This window comes from Vibrio sp. M60_M70, assembly GCF_037162085.1.
GTDB classification, from domain to species: Bacteria; Pseudomonadota; Gammaproteobacteria; order Enterobacterales; family Vibrionaceae; genus Vibrio; species Vibrio diabolicus.
Genome location: NZ_JARLUL010000002.1, coordinates 782,437 through 801,603 on the forward strand (window position 1 = coordinate 782,437; position 19,167 = coordinate 801,603).

The 19,167-nt window shown below is 43.6% G+C and carries 4 protein-coding genes; all 4 read left to right on the forward strand.

Annotation, left to right across the window (positions count from 1 at the left end):
- The first annotated feature begins 221 nt into the window (after nt 1–221).
- The 4 genes from P4S59_RS19270 to P4S59_RS19285 all read left to right on the forward strand — a co-directional run bounded on the left by P4S59_RS19270 (nt 222) and on the right by P4S59_RS19285 (nt 19,089).
- On the forward strand, nt 222–10,634 hold the full coding sequence (locus P4S59_RS19270; protein ID WP_337168882.1) for a tandem large repeat: 10,413 nt from the start codon (nt 222–224) through the stop codon (nt 10,632–10,634).
- Between the two features lie 767 nt (nt 10,635–11,401).
- Nucleotides 11,402–13,153, forward strand: a complete 1,752-nt coding sequence (locus P4S59_RS19275) for a hypothetical protein (protein ID WP_337168883.1) — start codon at nt 11,402–11,404, stop codon at nt 13,151–13,153.
- Between the two features lie 72 nt (nt 13,154–13,225).
- Complete coding sequence (locus P4S59_RS19280) at nt 13,226–14,350, forward strand: Tricorn protease domain-containing protein (RefSeq protein ID WP_151515697.1); 1,125 nt, start codon at nt 13,226–13,228, stop codon at nt 14,348–14,350.
- On the forward strand, nt 14,347–19,089 hold the full coding sequence (locus tag P4S59_RS19285) for an OmpA family protein (protein WP_337168884.1): 4,743 nt from the start codon (nt 14,347–14,349) through the stop codon (nt 19,087–19,089). Before P4S59_RS19280 ends, P4S59_RS19285 begins: the two co-directional genes overlap by 4 nt.
- Nucleotides 19,090–19,167: the final 78 nt, after the last annotated feature.

A 19,167-nucleotide genomic window follows, 5' to 3' on the forward strand; every position in this document is an offset into this window, starting at 1 on the left:
GTGTTTTTGGCTTTTTAAATGGTGTTATTGTCACGTTGAGAAAATATTTTACAATAATATAATCTCGGCAAAATATATTTTGCCAAATTACTATGTTCGCTAAAAATACGCTGAAATTAACATTAGGTCTTACGCTTACATCTCTTTTATTGAGTGCATGTGGTGGTGGTGATGGAGGAGACAACACACCTCCAGCTAGAAGCAAAGGAAGCATTTCCGGTATGGTTTTTGACGCCCCTGTAAATGGCGCAAAGATTGAGGTTTTCGAGTTCAAAAATGGAAACTTAGGCCGGAAGTTGGCTAACACGACGTCTGATGCGTTCGGAAACTATCTGCTAGAGTTTGAATCGTCTTCAATGCCTCTTTTTGTTGTTGCAAAAGAGGGGAGTTATACCGACCCGTTTACGAATGAAACGGTATCAGTGAGCAATGCGAAGACACTTAAATTTGAAGGTGTTGTGAACTTTAAAGAGGGGAGTGAGCAAAAGTTAATGCTTACTCCGCTGTCGAACTTGGCAGCAGGCTTGGCAAAGTACAAAATTTCTCAAGGATCCACAGATGAGAGTGCCTTTTCAACCGCTTTGGATAGTATCAATAGCATGTATGGGTTTGACGTAAATGAGACCAAACCTATTGATATAACCAAAGGTGGGCAAAGTAGTTTTGCTAGTGCTGGGCATCAATACGGCGCTTTATTAACTGCATACTCGTCTTACTCTTACGATCTTATAAAAAAATACGGCAACAGCGATAACGTCTACACTTCAATGCATTTCGCTGACATCCAATATCGGGATGTTATTGCCGATGGTGTTCTTGATGGTCTTGAAGTGAGCCAGACTTCAGGAGCAGTGACTCCCCTCAGCTTTGGACAGAAAAAGATAAATAGCGACATTTATACACGTGATTTATCTCAGCATGTTCTGATCGTGGTAAACGATCCAAGTGTCAATATCTCTGGTACTGATGCCGCAGACTATGTCGACTTTAGTAAGAAGCTTAATGACTTAGGTACATATGGCAGTACTGATGGCGTCATTCCACCGCGAGATGGTACGGATATCGATACAGATGCGCCAATAGTTACTCGTACGGACAGTGATGTGCTCGCTGGCACCGATAAAGTTGATCTAAAGATTGTAGATGATATCGGTGTAGAAGACGTATCCGCCTTTATTCAGTATCAGATTAATGGCTCTTGGTCTGGTGAATTTCAATGTAACGACATACAAGATTTTGGAAGCACATTCTGTTCGGTTGAATTTGATGATTTTGAAGTTGGCCTTCGAGAGACCAACGTTAAAGTTAACATTAATACCAAAGAGATCGATAGTGTGGATATGAACCCTGCCACAGGGCTCTCAAACGTAACAGCAGCACGGTTAGTCTTATATACAGCGGATGTATTGGGTAATGAGTTAATTCCAGGCAGCCATTCGGGTCTTCATATCAACTTTGAATGGGATAACGATGCGCCTGTTATTGATATTACATCGGCGAGTGCAATTAATAATCAACTTAAAGAGTATGTTCTGAAAGGGGTTGTAAAAGAAAGCTCGCAAGAGATTAGTTCGGTCAGTATTTCATTTAAAGATGGCTTACATGAGGACGTCACATGTTCTCCTGTAACTGTAGAGTCTGGAAATGCTTGTGAGTTTAGTAAGGCTTACCCAACTGATGAATTCCTATCTACGACGGTCTTTGAGGTTCGAGCGAAGGATAGCAAAGGTAATACGGGCACCGCTCAGCATGCAGTAAGTCGTGACGATCAAGCGCCAGCACAGACGATAACCTATCCTGAAGGTACGTCAATGACGTACGTAAATGTGGGTTTAGATGGTGAACGAACCACTTACGATGGTATCTACTCTCAAGATACGTATACCCCAGACAATGTTCAAGCGAGCCGCGACTTCTTGAAGATTGACTATGCGTACGCAAGTATAGGGATTCAGAATTCATTAAAAGGGGTAGATTTTAGTAACTTCAACGCTAACTTGTTGAAAGAGAATAAAATCCCTTATGTTCGTGTGAAAGTCTCAGACGTAAATACCGATACGGTTTTAGGCTCCAACGCCAATAAACTGAAGCTCGTCGTCAAGTATTATGTCAGCCAAAATAACGATAATAATTACTCACTTCAGCAGGTTATTGATACAACCGCATCGGATGATGACTACATCGCAAAAATACCGCACGAAACGCTGTTAGATAGCAATGGGCGAGTAGAGGATGTCATCTATTACATTCCATTTGTAAGAGATATTTTGGGTGACAGCTTTAAATCGGTATCAGAAAACAGTAGTCAAAAGTTAGTCATTCAAACCGTCGATGAGTCTGATAACGAAAGCACTCCAAGAGAAGTATATTTTAGAAGTAGCTTTGATCTGCCAACTATAAAAGTGGTGACACCATTTATTGGTGCGCGAGCGCAACTTGAAGGGTTGAGTCCAAATGGTGAATTCACTTCACTTGCGAGTTGTACCACTATCCAACAATTGGAAAGTGATCAATCAATGGCTCTTGACGTCGCGAGTTGTGAAACCACAACTGATGTTGTGAATTATGACTTCATGCGCGTTCGTTTAATTGGTATCGAGGGCAGCGAGCCATACTACTATCAATGGAAAAGAGATCCAGGAACCAAAAAAGTAACGGTTGATTTAAACAAGGCCAATATTGGTGTGTACTTTAAGCTCAATGGCTCTCAGACTTACTATATTACTGAACTATCGACATATCAGACTAGCTTGTTTGATTTCCAGTGGGATCAAGTCACTGCCGGAGAGAAAACTTCTGAGCGTGCGATTCAAATTTTTGATGAGGTGCGCTACGCGTTATCAGGTACGAACAACAATTCATTCTTTGGGTTTGATCCAACGGTTGTGCCTTATGCAACGAACGAAATGCTTGCTACCAAAGCGATTCCAGAAAAGCCATCAAACGATTATCTACACCGATTTCTTGTCGAAGCTATCGATAGTATTGCTCAAGGAATGCCGAGAAATAACTCATTAGATTTTGCCTCCGCTATTTACGATGATTTGAGCTTTGATGGAAAAGCGAATGGTATTGGTGTTGGTGGACGTCAGGTTATGCTCAATTCTTATCAATTCGGTTCCGATACTTATCGAAAGGATTTAGCGCAATCGTATTACGAAATCATGGCGAGCAAATACGGTATTGAGACCAATATCGCGCAGCTCTATGCTGATGATATTTCGATGGCTAATCCTAACTTAAATGGTAAGAACATTTTTGATACAGAGGGTAGCAGTATCGATATCTTGCCTCCACAGCCAAAATTAACGATTGAAAGCGGTCGAGAGACGATGGTTGGCAATAGGCTTTATATTGCTGGTGAAGTTGTTTCTAAAATTATCCTAGACGATCCTTCTGGTATTGTAGAAACCGACGCTTATGGTCCGAAGTTTAGCACGATGTGGTATCAAGCCAGTGAGCCAAACATTGAAATACCGCTGGACATCAACATTGTAGAGAACCCTGGCAACAGCAATGCTTATCGAAAAGAGTACCTCTTTACCCTTAACTCTCAGTCTAGTGAACTAAAAGATATTGTAGAGTTTGCTGTGGAAACCAGTGCCATGGACCCACATGGTAATGCGTATGGTTACGATGGCAAAGCTCCGTTCATAGAAACGGTATTTATTGATAATGATTTCCCTAAAACGAGTTACCTCCCACCTAATGATGTCGATGGTAAACCTGTAGAAGACGGTATTTATTTAAATGCCCAAAATACCCATGAATTGACCTTCAAGGTTGAAGACGTTGTGGGTGACAAGCTTTCTTCAAGAGGTCTTGTTTTCTACCAGCAAACGGGTGAAAAAGTCACATACACACCAGAGGACTTTGCGAATAACTCGAAAGACGCCTTTAAAGTCAAATTATGTACTGGGGAGCTTTGTTCAAATCAAGGCGCGACGATTTACCCGGGTGATGGTGATTGGTTAGTCGTTGCAGCGGCAGAGGATAATTTAGGTAACTCCGTTTCAGAGTTAACTAGCACGGCTCCGAGATTCAATATTCGTATCGACTCTGAAGCTCCTATTGTAAAAAGTGAGCAGGTTCAAAGTCGTTTAGGCGGTAACAACCAATGGACACCTGTTATTGATTGGGGGACGTTAAGCCCCGGCAATAATGTAAAAATAGATCTTCGCCGAGGGTCTGGTCAGGCACTGACATTAGAAAGCTGTGACCCTCTAACAGAGACGTGTGACGTACCATACCTAGTTGGTGAACAACCTGACGTCAAAGTCCAACTGGTTTCAAAAGCATTTGATTACGATGAATGGAATGAATTTTATGTCACTGCGACGGACAACGCTTATCCTGCCAATGTTAGTACAACAGGGAAATTCACATTCCAAGTCGATAACAAAGGCCCAGAAATCATCCTAAATACGCCTTGGGTTGAAGACACATTGTCCAAAGAGAACTACGTTGTCGGGCGTGAGTTCAACGTGCGATTTAAATCTGTAATAGACGATTCAGACATTGAGCAAGTCTCTCTATATCAGAATGGTAAAGATTCGCCAATTAAGACAATTGTGCCAACGGATTCATCTAAAGAGTTTGTAATGTCTCTCATTAAGAGTGACACAGATAAAATAGACATTTCTGAAGATGAAAAAACGACGTCACTGTATGTAAAAGCAACCGATATTTACGGTTTTGAATCTAGTTCTAACACGAGCAAGGTTATTCTTGATCGTGATGGGCCAACATTAGGGTTAAGTGGTTTCAATGCGAATGACTACTACTTAGGAAACTATGTCTTTGACCTAACGGCGTTAGACCTAAATGCCAACGGTGATATTTCAATTAATGGTGTAAACCGAGAAAGCTTAGAGTATTGGACGTTTAGCGATCTGGAGCCATTACCTGGCTCTCCAGGTAAAAAAATCAATGAAGATCTCAAAGTGAGCCTTGGTGATTTAGGCACAGGTACACACAAGATTCGTTTAAAAGGGGCTGATGTTCGTGGCAACACAACCTTAACCAATGGTGAGCAAGATTTTACCGTTAAAGTGTACAATTCCATCCCGCAGGTAACGCTAGCGATGAGTTACACGGATGGAACGCCAATTACAAACAACACCATTTATCAAGATGGAAATATCGTACTTACGCTTGATATTGTTGATGATAGTGGCGTTGATCGAATTGACTCAACGTATAGATTTTCTGGAGAGCAAAACGGGACTAACTTTACGTTCTCAGAAACCGCAGATGGCACTTGGACGGCAACGCTGCTTTCTACACAAATTGCCAAAGATGGTAATTATGAACTTGATATCAAAGTTTACAACAAAGTTCGTTACCTTGCCGAAAAAGACAGAAAGGTTGGAAAAGTAAACCAAACCTTTAGCGTACAGCGTGAAGGCGTGGTTCTCTCGGTTGCAAGTCCGCTGGACTTCCAGAACTACTTATCTGATGGTGTTCTTGATGTCACCTTTACTACATTGAGTGCGGTCAAAGCCAAAACGTTAGAGTGCTGGGTTCGTGAAGAGTACAACTCTCTAGATGCGCCACCAACTAATGAGCAACCAACTTCTGGTGTTATCAACGTATCGCAAGAACCTTACAGTTGTAGTGTCAATGTTGGGCAAAACATGACCAAAGCACCTGTCACTTTGATCACTAAAACCTTGGGTACAAATGGGCGTGAAACGATCAACAAGTTCAATTTCTCGATGGTGGATATTGATGCACCGACAGTCGTAGATGGTAACTCATACAGTTTTAAAGGAAGTGATGTTTGGTTTGATGAAGCTTTGAAGAAGAAGATGCTCACATTTGAGCTCTCTTTCAATGATGCTTTGTCAGGCGTGAATACTGAAAGTTCAGATAAATATCCAAAGCTGGTTCGTAATCTTGGCAACAAAGCTTATACACCAACGACCTGTGCCAAAGGTGTTGGAAATATCAAGTGTACGTACTCTGAATCCTACGCCGATATTATTGATGGTCTGAGTACAACTCAAGAATACAAAATCAAGAACGTATCTGATTTAGCAGGAAACTTGACGCCAGAGCATGAGCTACTGCTTGAATTACCTAAAGGTTCGGTAGTCGTTGAAATTACTGATCCGGTTGGAAACACAACCATTAATGGCCAGCAGCTTGTCGCTAAATTCAGAATTAAGTTGTATGAAAACTCTAGGCTAGACAATGTGATGGCCAGATTTGGAACGGAGTCCTACAACTATAAAGATAATCCGGAGAAGTTTGCGCAATTGGAAGTGTGTGCAGATGACCCAACCTACAAGTGTTCAACATTTACAAGTGAGCTTCCTAGCGATGCTGATGGAAAAACGATCAGGACAATTATTACCGCAACGGATGTGTGGTCGAGAGTCGGTGAAGCGACCGTTGATATTAAAGTTGACAACACACCTCCAAGTGTTGGCGATGAGATTATCGTAACCGAATCGCCAACAAATCCTGATAATGTTCGTTTTCGTTTTGATATAACGGACACTGGTAGCAGCCTCGCAAAAGTAAACTACTCGGTTTTAAACCCGAGTTATCAAGAAGAAAGAGTAGAGGATGGGAATGGTTCATCTACGTACTTTGAACTACCGAAATCTCAGTTAGAGGGGCGTGGTTCAATCACAGTAGACATCAAAGCGACAGATAGCGTCGGACTGTATTCTGATATCAGAAAAGTCATTGATATTAGTGTTCCTAAAGTCACAGTTGATTTCGATGGAATTACGAGTTTGCAGGGTGGGAAACTGTTTTTAACCAAGGCGAGCCAGCCGTTTACGCTATCTACGGTGGAAGGAGAAAGAGTGAAAGCTTCACAATATTCTGTGGAGCTTATTCCAAGCCTCGGCGATTCCTTGCGTTACTCAGGTGATGTTATCTCATCTAGTGGTAATGGAATGATGAACTTTGCCGTCGATAACCAAGGGTCATATACCCTTAAGGTGACGGTGACGGACTCAGTTGGAAGAGAGAATACAAGCTTTGAATTACTAGGCAAAAGTTATGATGGACAAGTTATCGAGTCTATTGTTGATTATGACGTTCCAAGTATTTCTGGCTTAAGTGCTAATCAAATTTCTAAGGTACCGACAAATGATAAGTATCAGCTAGAAATTAGCGCATACATTACAGATAAAAATTTAAACCTCGTCACGTCAAAAGCGGTGAGTGGTGGCAGCACTGTGGCTCCTCAAGCGATTACTGAGCCGACAACTGAAGCGGGGCCTTATGTCATAAGCTATTTGTTACCTAAAGGCGATCATACGATCACGGTGGCAGCAACAGACAAGGTGGATAACAAGAGCGAAAGTTCTATTGACGCGCATGTGGAAGCGGCAACCGTTCCCGGGCTAAGTATCTCTACCGCCTCAAGCGCCCCTCTTTTTGGAGGCGAAGAGATTACGCTTGCGTTTAACTTTACAGAAGAAGTTACGAACTTTGATATCTCAGATGTCCATCTTGTCGCTAGTGATAGCGGTGCAACAGGAACGTTAAAACAAGATACTTGGTCGACTTCAGACAATATTACGTGGACGGTTAACTATGTCAGCCCAGAAAAACAAGATAAAAATATCACTATTCAGGTAGAAGACAATAGCTATCAAAGTACCAACACAATTCCTGGAAAAGGAAGCAGCTTAAGTATCGCGGTTGAAGGAACCTTACCAAAACTAACCAATGTGACATTTAACCCCGAGCATCAGAGTGTGGGTCAAAGCGTGAGTGTCTCGCTTGAGTTTGATAAAGAGATCCAAGAGGCGACCGCCAAGCTTGGCGGCAATCGCATCAGTTCTCTGTCCGCAACGGCAGATAAAAAGGTCTGGGTTGGTGATGTACAAGTTCCGAGCACCACGCTGTTAAGTGTCGACTTGGTTGTTAGTCAGTTTAAAGATTTGACTGGTAACATAGGGGAGGATAACACCGTTCACGAATTACCTATCACGCCGACCTTAGCTATCACTCCAGTGGGCAGTGTGGATGAAACGCATGCCGCCACGTTACAATTCGAAGGTACGTCGACACGCTTTGACGGCCAGTCCCTGCGTCTTGAAGTGAAAGCCCAAGGCGGCGCGACGGTATTGAAAAGCAGCAGCGCAACGATACGAGCCGGTGGCACTTGGACCAGTGACGCGATTGATATGAGTCAACAAACCAATGGCACTTATACCGTGATGGTGACGGGGACGAACTCAGCGGGCATTGAAGTGAGTGAAAGCCAGAGCTTTACACTCGCGCAGTCTCTGCCAACGCTGACTAACGTCACGTTCACGCCTGAGCACCAAGCCATCGGCCAAAGCGTGATGGTAACATTGGAATTCGATAAAGCATTGCAAGCTGCCACTGCGGAGTTAGGCGGTACGACGATCACTTCATTAGTCGCAACATCGGATCCGAGTGTTTGGACTGGTGATGTGGTGGTACCAAGTGCGTCAGAGCTCAATGTGGCGTTGCTGGTTCGTGACTACCAAGACTTATCAGGGAATACAGGTAGCCAGAACACGGCTTACTCCATGCCGATCACACCGACCTTAGCTATTACGCCAGTGGGCAGTGTGGATGAAACGCATGCTGCCACGCTACAATTCGAAGGTACGTCGACACGTTTTGACGGTCAGTCCCTGCGTCTTGAAGTGAAAGCCCAAGGCGGCGCGACGGTATTGAAAAGCAGCAGCGCAACGGTACAAGCCGGTGGTACTTGGACCAGTGACGCAATGGATATGAGTCACCAAACCAATGGCACTTATACCGTGATGGTGACGGGGACGAACTCAGCGGGTATTGAAGTGAGTGAAAGCCAGAGCTTTACACTGGCGCAGTCTCTGCCAACGCTGACTAACGTCACGTTCACGCCTGAGCATCAAGCCATCGGCCAAAGCGTGACGGTGACGCTGGAATTTGATAAAGCATTGCAAGCTGCCACTGCGGAGTTAGGTGGTACAACGATCACTTCATTAGTGGCAACCGCGGACCCAAGCGTTTGGACTGGTGATGTGGTGGTACCAAGCACGTCAGAGCTCAATGTGGCGTTGCTGGTTCGTGACTACCAAGACTTATCAGGGAATACAGGTAGCCAGAATACGGCTTACTCCATGCCGATCACGCCGACCTTAGCCATCACTCCAGTGGGCAGTGTGAATGAAACGCATGCCGCCACGCTACAATTCGAAGGTACGTCGACACGTTTTGACGGTCAGCCCCTGCGTCTTGAAGTGAAAGCACAAGGCAGCGCTGCCGTATTGAAAAGCAGCAGTGCAACGGTACAAGCCGGTGGCACTTGGACCAGTGACGCGATTGATATGAGTCATCAAACCAACGGCACTTATACTGTGATGGTGACGGGGACGAACTCTGCGGGCATTGAAGTGAGTGAAAGCCAGAGCTTTACACTCGCGCAGTCTCTGCCAACGCTGACTAACGTCACGTTCACGCCTGAGCACCAAGCCATCGGCCAAAGCGTGACGGTAACGCTGGAATTCGATAAAGCATTGCAAGGTGCTGTGGCGGAGTTAGGTGGTACGACGATCACCTCATTAGTGGCAACCGGGGATCCAAGCGTTTGGACTGGTGATGTGGTGGTACCAAGTACGTCAGAGCTCAATGTGGCGTTGCTTGTTCGTGACTACCAAGACTTATCAGGAAATACCGGTAGCCAGAATACGGCTTACTCCATGCCGATCACGCCGACCTTAGCTATTACGCCGGTGGGCAGTGTGAATGAAATGCAAGCCGCCACGTTACAATTCGAAGGCACGTCAACACGTTTTGACGGACAGTCCCTGCGTCTTGAAGTGAAGGCCCAAGGCAGCGCGACGGTATTGAAAAGCAGCAGTGCGACAGTACAAGCTGGTGGCACTTGGACCAGTGACGCAATGGACATGAGTCACCAAACCAACGGCACTTACACCGTGATTGTGACAGGGACGAACTCAGCTGGTATTGAAGTGAGTGAAAGCCAGAGCTTTACTCTCGCGCAATCCTTGCCAACACTGACTAACGTGACGTTTACTCCTGAGCATCAAGCCATCGGCCAAAGCGTGACGGTAACGCTGGAATTCGATAAAGATCTGCAATCCGCCGCAGCGGAGTTAGGTGGCACAACGATCACTTCATTAATGGCAACCGCGGACCCAAGTGTTTGGACTGGTGATGTGGTGGTACCAAGTACGTCAGAGCTCAATGTGGCGTTGCTTGTTCGTGACTACCAAGACTTATCAGGGAATACCGGTAGCCAGAATACGGCTTACTCCATGCCAATCACACCAACAATACACCTAGACGTTATCAACGATGTTGCTGGAGTGGAAAGCGTGACAGTAAGTGGTAGCAGTGAACGATTTGAAGATGGTGAGTTCATAGATATCAAAGTAGTCGACGCTGATGGTACAGAAGCCACAGGCATGGCAACCGTGCTTTCAGACTCATGGACAATTGATTTAGATCTTTCAGGACTGAAGGACGGAGCGGTAACGATTTATGTAAATGGTACCAACAAGCTGTCTGCCTCTGCCGAAGAGGTCCAAGCAACATTTAACTATGATCGTTTCGCAAGTACGGCCTCTTTAGGAGCTGTCTACAACCGATATTTTAGTGATAACAAAACTTTAAAAAATGCGGCATAAATAAAGCGAGCGTTTAGCTCGCTTTATTTATTTGGGACTTTTTGTGATATTTATCAAAATAACTGCCTTTATTGATAAGTTACTCGAATTAATGAATCGTCTTAATACAAGGCTGAATAACTATAATAACTAGGCCAATGTTGCTTTTAGGTGTGTATGACGTGATTGTGATGGTCGCTCGGTAGGTGCTGTGGTGAATGTGTCGCGTTGGAAATCTTTTTAAATATTATATATTTACGCTCGTTTCTATACTCTGAGTATAGTGTTCTGCATGAGGTCGATGGGTAATACCTCGCCTCTTTAACTCGCGATGAAGCAAATTTAATCCTAGCAAGCTTCAGAGCAGTTACTTTTGTGAGTGCGTAATGCGCTCACCTTTTTATTTAAACTTCCTCAGTAACAGTCAATTTGTTGTTTGTTGCTGAGGAGGGCACCTTATAAACTTCTGAATTTCCTCGAGCTTACCTGAAGCGCACGTTACTACGATTTTTGTTAACTTCAGTCCATAAATTAAATTTTTTTAGATAGTAAGATTTTACCATTTTGACAGAGTGGGTGATGTTACTGGCTTTTATTGTGGTCAAATCGCATGTTTTGATAGTAAAAATTACCATTTTTTTGGTGTTTTTGATTTCGGGCGATTTTTCTATCTCGTTGAAAATAAATGGCTAAGTAAGTAGGATACGCAGACCAAATCGTACTTGTAAGCCTTATCAGCTTAATTGTCACCGCAGCCATATTTACGATGTTGGTTGTGGAGAATTCAAATGCATTTAGTTTGCAAATTTATACCTAGCTCGAAGCTATCCTCCAACGAGCTATCTTATGTTCTTACACCGAACGAGTGTATAGGACAGCTTTCGCGTTTGCGAAATTCAGATGACATCCTTAGAAACCTCCCTAAAGAATTGGCGCAAAAGATTTCCATCTCTGCCAAAAAAACGACCAGCGCATTGCTAGCTGCTATAAGAATCGAATTGGGAAAAGGCAATTGGGTGTCATTATCTACCGTTGCTCGTCGGTCGCCATTGACGGACTCTCAGCTGCAAAGCTTCCCTAGACTTAAAACACTCGTTGACTCTGTATCTGCTTCGAATGAAAGCAAAGTTTTTAAAGCGGGTTACAAGCAGGTTACTGACGATGTTGCTCTAGTTCGCAGTTACACGCATGTACCTTCTGAGCCAAGCCCAGACCAAAAAATTGTTGTCGAGTTTGCAGGGCAGTGGTCTAGCAACGCGGCATGTTTGATGTTGGGAAAAACGGAAACTCAAAAAGAAAAAGTGACTGTAGGCAAGGCTGATACAGAAAACAAACACCGCAGCCTCGCGACATTTAAAGATCTCGAAGCTGAGGGCAAAACGCTCTATATCAAAATCCCATGTGTCGACCAACCACAGCCAATCCTGCTTAAACTCGCCGAAGACCTGCAACCCGTTGATAAAGACACTCAGATGGATGAGTGGGATAACGTGTTGGTGCCTGTGGTTCCGCTGCACTTCCCTAGTAGCGATAAATCAGATGAAGCTGCAGAAGTGTTTACATCAGGCTACGTGTATGTTGTTTGGAACAATAAAATTTGGCGCGAAGTGGCAATTACGGAAAATGGTTACTTTTCAGATACGGACATTAATAGTGTTCGTGAAGGCTCTAGACGCAAAAGGCACGCCGATATCTATATGACCAATCCTGAAACAGGCGGTGTTTTCGCTTATGAGCCTTTCCAAATCGTGCAGAACGGCAAGGTGGTAAGTGAAGGCTCTTTGAATGGTTCTGGAGAGGCTCGAGTGTTCAACTTAGTTGAGGAAGAAGTTGAGATAGTCATGACCGGCTATGAGCCACAAATCAAAGAAAAGATTGAAACAAATTTGAGCCCTATTAATGCTTCTAGCCCAGTGAAGCGGAGCGCGCAAGGTTACCCTCTCCCGCATATATGGCTTCCTTACAAGATTAAAGGTGAGCCTCAAGAAGTATATTTGGCTTATAACAGTAAACGATTGAGCGAGAGTGAACTATCTGAACTAGAAAGTGATCCCGGAACCAAGGCCATAAAAGTCACTGATCTTAACCATTACAGCAGTGAGAAAAGCTTTAAAATTGGAGACGGTTCTGTTCGCCTGCTCTCAGTATTACCAAGTGCTGCGACCTCAAAACCTGAAAAATACGCAATGTTACGAAGCCAGGTAAATAAAAATGTAGCGGTCGTGTATTTACTTAAATCTGTCGAGATAGTTTTCGAATATCCGGGCTATACGACGCTGGACGAGTCAGATGATTACTTTGAGTTAAGGCAAAGCGATGGTGATTGGTCGCAGCGAGTGTGCTTGCGCCAATGTATAAAAAAAGAGAATGGTTCTAGGTTGATTCGTTTTACTGGTTGGCCTGCAGAGGTTAAAGAAGTGGATCTTCTCCGTGGTTATCAGGGCAATAGTCATCACGGAAGAGATAATAAAACGGTCATTTTTGCTCAAACACCCATTGCGGATTTACTGGCTTATAAGAAAAAAGATCAGACAAGTTAACAAAACAACTTATTCGGGTTGCGTTGTCACACCATTAAACGCGATCGAGAAAGATAACGAAGAGAATATAAGATGAATCTACGTCATACATTATGCTTGATTACTTTAGCGGTCTTATCTGGCTGTAATCAAGAATCGGCCAAGGAACCTGAACAACACGCGCCAAAACCTCAGACGGTTCAAGACCGAATCGCAGAAAAAAATGCTCAACAGTGGGAAGATGGTCGTGTTTATATCACAGAAAACAATTACGTTATTTATGACAAAGAGACGGGTAAACCTAAACACTTTATTTTTAAAGCTAAAGAATGGCCACGTGAAGATCTCACCAATGAAGGCTCTTATGATTTACCACGTGTAGTGTTTCGTTGGGATAACGCCCGAAATGAAGCGAAAGACCACTATGATCAAAGGGATAAAGTGTGGAGTATCAAAACGGATGGGACAGACTTACGTCTGGTCGCAGATGAGTTTGTTGGCAAAGTTCGTCTAATGCGTGTCTCTCCAAATAATCGCTACTTGGCTTTGGCCTATTCGGCCTCAGAAGGGATGTTTAAAGTAATTAAAGATCTTAAGACGGGTGAGTATATTGAACTAGGTCGTTCACGTGGCTACCCAGAGTTTCTATGGGCAGAAGACAGCAGCTATCTTTACTACGTAGACAAGTTTAAAGACTGGAAGTACACCTTAGCGACAGGCGACAAACAGCAAGTAGACACAGAGTTTAATGAGTACTCCGTGATTTATGATGGCAAGCGTTATATGGTCGATGAATATGGGGTTGGTGTCTTTGATGAGCGCACGGGAAAGGAGCTTTACTCGATAGTGCCGGATAGTTCACGTTCTGCAGATGAAGCCCGTTTTCGTAAGAAATCAATTAGCCCAACGGGGCGCTATTCTTGGGCCGAAACTAGAACGCACCGTTATCTTATTGATACCCAAAGTAGAACCTTCCAATCAGAAGAAATCGTACCGCGAGCGGTAGGTAAACTGCGCTATTTTGAGATTTTGAGTAAAGATGCGAATTATGCTCGGGATGGAGCGGCACGGGCCATCCTCAGTAAACTAAAAGAAAATAAAGAATTTGGTTCTTATTTAAAATGGGAGCAAATAGGGACGGGCCACAGTGCCAGTAATTCTTCTCTTTACAATGCCTTTGCCAACAATGGTGATTTTGTTAAAGGGGATGAACTGTGAGCACTCATGATACCTGTAACGCGATACCTTTGCGTGCCAATTACTATTTGTTTGGTGCTTATTTTCCTGCTACTCAGGAGGGTAGAAAAAACGTCTATCCAACTTGGCACGAAGAGCCTAGCTTGCTTAAAAATAAAGACGTGACTAATCTTCGCCCTTTAGCGAAAGTGCCGATGCTTAACGTCACCGATAGCGATAGGCCTAAGCTTTGGGCTACCGACCATAAATTTAAGTTATGTTCACTGGGTAATGGAAAGCCCGATCAATATGGGACTTTTGAGGTCCTGACACCAGAGCACACAATTCATGCGTTAGGTAGGGATCTACCCAAAGAGGGTGAGCAGACCTTCACTTTCCGCTTTCCGCCCTTGCCTTTAATAGCTTCACTTTCCGAGTTAAACCCCAAAGAGTTAGCTACAAAAGTTGCAGAGTTGAGTAGCCAGTTGGAAAACAGCGAAGCAAAACTCACCTTGACAGAGGTCAGCATTGAACAATTGGCTAAGCCTTACGAACCAGCTGCGAACGGGGGGCTCAGCGAAGAACAGGCAGAATATAACAAGTGGTATGAAGATGTAAGTGAATCGGGAGAGACACTAAAAGGCTTCGTTTTACCTGTTGTGGCGAGTTGCGCTGTAGTTTTTTCTGATCAAGGTTATGAAAGTGCGACGGTTACTTTGCAAAAATTTGACTCAACCAAAGAAGGTGGGGAATACAAAACAATAGGTTCTTCAGTACAAGCAGCATTACCTGAAGATGAGCATTCAGAAGAAAATGCTAAGCAATACCCATGCGCGATGTTTCACGTTGATCCTGCTGATTTTAAAGAAGGCTTATACAGTATCCGTGTCGAATTTATTCCAAGCCAGATGAAAAATGGCGTTCCACAGTTCATTAAAGACGCTCATATTCAGCAATTTTCTGAAGGCTTAGATACAGTCTACACTTACGAGCTACGTGAACAGATTACCTTTTCTTCAAGCACTCCGTTAGGGAAATTTGCTATTGTCAGTGGCGATATGATCTCCCTTGAGGAATCCTTGATTTATCAATACCCTCAGTACTTTGGAAATATGAAACATTACCTTCACGGTAATGTACAAGGTGCAACTGCCAATACGCCAGCTTCAAGAAGTATTGCGTTACTCAAGAATATCCGAGATGTGTCTGCTCAGCTAGGAGCAGGGCTGCTGAGCGGTAGCTTGCAAGACACTTTAGACCGTGATGGCCGCCAAGCGGTGTTTAATAACGTCTCGAAACTGTATTGGGATGCAGTTAAGTCCGAGATGCCGCCTGCGATGAAAGCGGCGGGCGAATTGTATTACGGTATTTACAGTACGAAAGAAGCGCTTGATAAGTTGCAGGAACTCCACAATCCAGCTATCGCGGGTATTGGTTGGAAGGCGCTATTTCACGATAAGGTTTTTAACACCAATGAAGCTCGGGCAAGCGCACTAGCACTTTCTTTAGAATCACGGCTGGGTAACCGACGTGTGGTTGCCGGGCGAGTTGCGGAAGCTTGGCTTTCTGGTGGTAAAACCGTTGGTTTTAATGGCTTCGGAACGGGATTGACAGCACTTAGTTTGTATAAAAAAGCTAAACAGCTGGTTAATCAAAATAAAAAGGTTGATAAAGCAGAGCAAGGAACAGAAGAAGTTACAAAAGACTACCTTGCTCAAATTCCAGTTTGGAAGACAGCTAACCATATCCAGGAAGAAAAACTAGAACAGGCTTTAAAAGATGCGCGTGATCAATCTGGCAATCAGATTGACGCCATTCTCGTAAATAGCTCTAGAGGCGCAGGAATAAAAATAGAATTTGCCTTTAACTCGCGTGAAAAAGAGTTAAAGGATCATGCATCTATATTTAAACAGCTTGCTGCTTCTCTTGCCAACGTTTTAGAGAATGAGCCAAACCTTAGAGTCGAGATAGAAGGGCATGCTTGCCAAGTTGGTACCGAGAAAGCAAATATGCAGGTCTCGGCAGAGCGCGCAGAATATGCGAAAAAACTGCTCATGAAGGAGTTCCCTGTTTTTGAAGGTCGTGTTTCGGTAGCCGCTTTTGGTGAAAGTAAACCTGTCTATGTTCCCAAACAAGGTGAAAAAGTCGACCGCAACAACCCTAATCTAAGACAAAACCGTCGGGTTGTAATCCGTATTTACCTGCAATCCCTGAACATATTCTTTCATCCCAGTCGCTATGGCTCGCATGCAATGGAACGCTCTAGGCTTGCTCTAGAAGCTGAGATGGTTGCGCAAGATAAAGCAGAAGTCGCACTGCGAATGGCGATTTTTGACAGTGTCGTTGACGTCGCTTCCTATATTCCTGCTATAGCTCCTGCGGCAAGAGGGTTTATGCTTGCCATAGAGGGGTCAAAGACAGCAATATCTGCGGTGAAAGTGATTGATAGTTTAATGTTGGACTCCTTCCTAGAAGAGTTAAAGCAAAGCCATGAGGTTGTCAGTGAGCTTGAAAGGCTAGCAAAAATACATATCGAGTTACTTAACGATTTGCGACGCAGTAAGGTAGATGTAGGTATTGAATGTAGGTCTTATCAGGAGCTCATTACTCACCTTGAGAGCGAAGAAGCTCGTAAGGAGGTGTTAAAACGCTACCAACTACGAGCGCTTGCTATTAATGGCTTAGTGTTATTACTTGCTGACCTAGGATCTCAAACCAAACGGAATTCTAATATCTCGTTTAGGTTTTTGGTTGAGCGTTACAAGGTGAAGGAATACATTGAGAATTACATTTTGAGCGATGATTGGTCTGTACATACGATCAAAGGAAACACCTTAGCGGCTAACTGGAAGAACCGTTGTGATAACGAGTACTACATCGAATTATCGACAAAGATGCCACAAGGTGCGCAGCATTGGCCTGCTCCAATAATAACTAATAGCAACGTTTCTCATCTCTCTATAACCGAAAACAGGGATAGCTTTAAAGCGTCAGGTGCATTTAATCAAATCTTCCCGATACAAACTATGTTGTTTGAACATCCAAATGAAACGATGTTTGATAACTTTACCGAGTCATTTAACCCGCAAGGAAGTGAGTTAAAGAAAGATGAAATCGGCTATTGTCGAATACTAGTTCAGTCAGCTCGCTATGCTGAAAGTGATGAACCGGAATGGATGTCATATGATAGTTGGATTCAGCAATCTAGCAACAGTCGCCTAGGTCCATACGAGAAAGTGAAAGTGCAGTTGATACTTAAAAAAGAACACAAGTATGCGAAGCCAGTTACTATTGGCTACGATCGCGTTGACGGGCTCGAAAATATTAAAGGCCCAGCTTTCAGTGACTGGATGCTGCCAATGAAGGTTAGTGACTTCAAAACTGATCCTGATGGGCGAATAAGTGCTTTTTACAAGCAACAGGGGATTGATGACGGCGCTACGTTGATTGCTATTGAGCATATTCCCTCATTCCGCTTCGGTGATGTGATGATCGACGGTATGAAACCAATGACCTCTAAAGCAAAGCTAATGTTCTCTGATGCAATGTTCAGTATGGCAGTTTCCGGAGCTGCGATATCGGGTCAGCCAAGCGACTATTTTGCAGAAGCGGATTCCTTTAAGCGCTATGTAAAAGGCGGAGGCTTCCAAAATATGCGTTACTGCTTGGGAATTAGAACAAATCAAGGGCAACATAGTTTTTATTTACCACAAGAGTACAGTCTGGGGCAGAAGTTTGATGATGCTGAAGATGAGTTGCAAATTGGCGCTTTAAGTACAGAAACTAGACTGGTTTTGCTTGATACCTACTTGGGAGAGCAGCAACTGCGTCTACGTGAACAGGACCTTATGGTAGAGAGCTTTACCTTAATGGCAGGTGAGGGAGACAAAAATACCATCCCTATACTTCATGGCATTAAACAGCAATTGGTGGCTATAGACACCAAAGCGTCTGGTTTGAACTTTTTCAGTGAAAGAAAGTGGTACCAATCGGCTGATAATATCTGGCGTGATGGTTTCTCATGGGGAAACAAAAAGAAAGACGATCCTGCCAGTATTTATGTACTGATTTTGGGTGAGAGTCATGAAAAAGCACTTTATGAACGTTTGGGTATGCCGTGGGAAGCGGTGAATATGTGTATTCAACTGGCGCTCGACGGAAATGATGGCAAGCCAGTTAAAGGTCCTCTTTACTTCACCGATATGTATCATATTGGTGAGTTTGCCTATAAAAACGAAGAATGGATGTTTACTGAATCTATTTCAGAAAACCATCGAGAACAAGTTGATGCCATGAGTGAGTTTATAGGTGAAGCTGTAGGTAGTCTCACTAAAGAGAATGAACTATCTAAGAGCAAAAACTATACGATGTACTGCATGAGGTTTAACTTGGAATATGTTGCACCAACGGGAGTTAGGTTAAAAGGCCTAAGACCGTTTGGTGGTGTAATTGGTGGTAAAGCGAACTTGGAGCTTTCGGTTGCTCATCTAAAACAAGTCGGATTAAATGGAGTTGATGACTATGATATTGGTCGTGATGCTGTAATTTCTATTCCTTCTTTAAATGCGGATAGTGCTTTGGCTGGTAATTTCTTTAGTGATATGCCTTGGTTAATTGAGAAAGAGTCGACAGAGGAAGGCGTAGACAAGTCTGCGGCTGAAACTTGGAAGCAGTATAACGAATCTCAACGCAAGAAATGGCTGAAAGATTGGATTGAGAAACAACCTGCGGTAACTCAAGCACCCAAGCCCTTGGAAAAGTCACTTGATAACCCTTCCTAGATGCAAAAAAAAACCGCCTTCGGGCGGTTTTTCTTTTCTTATGACTTCATACTGAATTTAAAATTTTCTTTTTAAGCC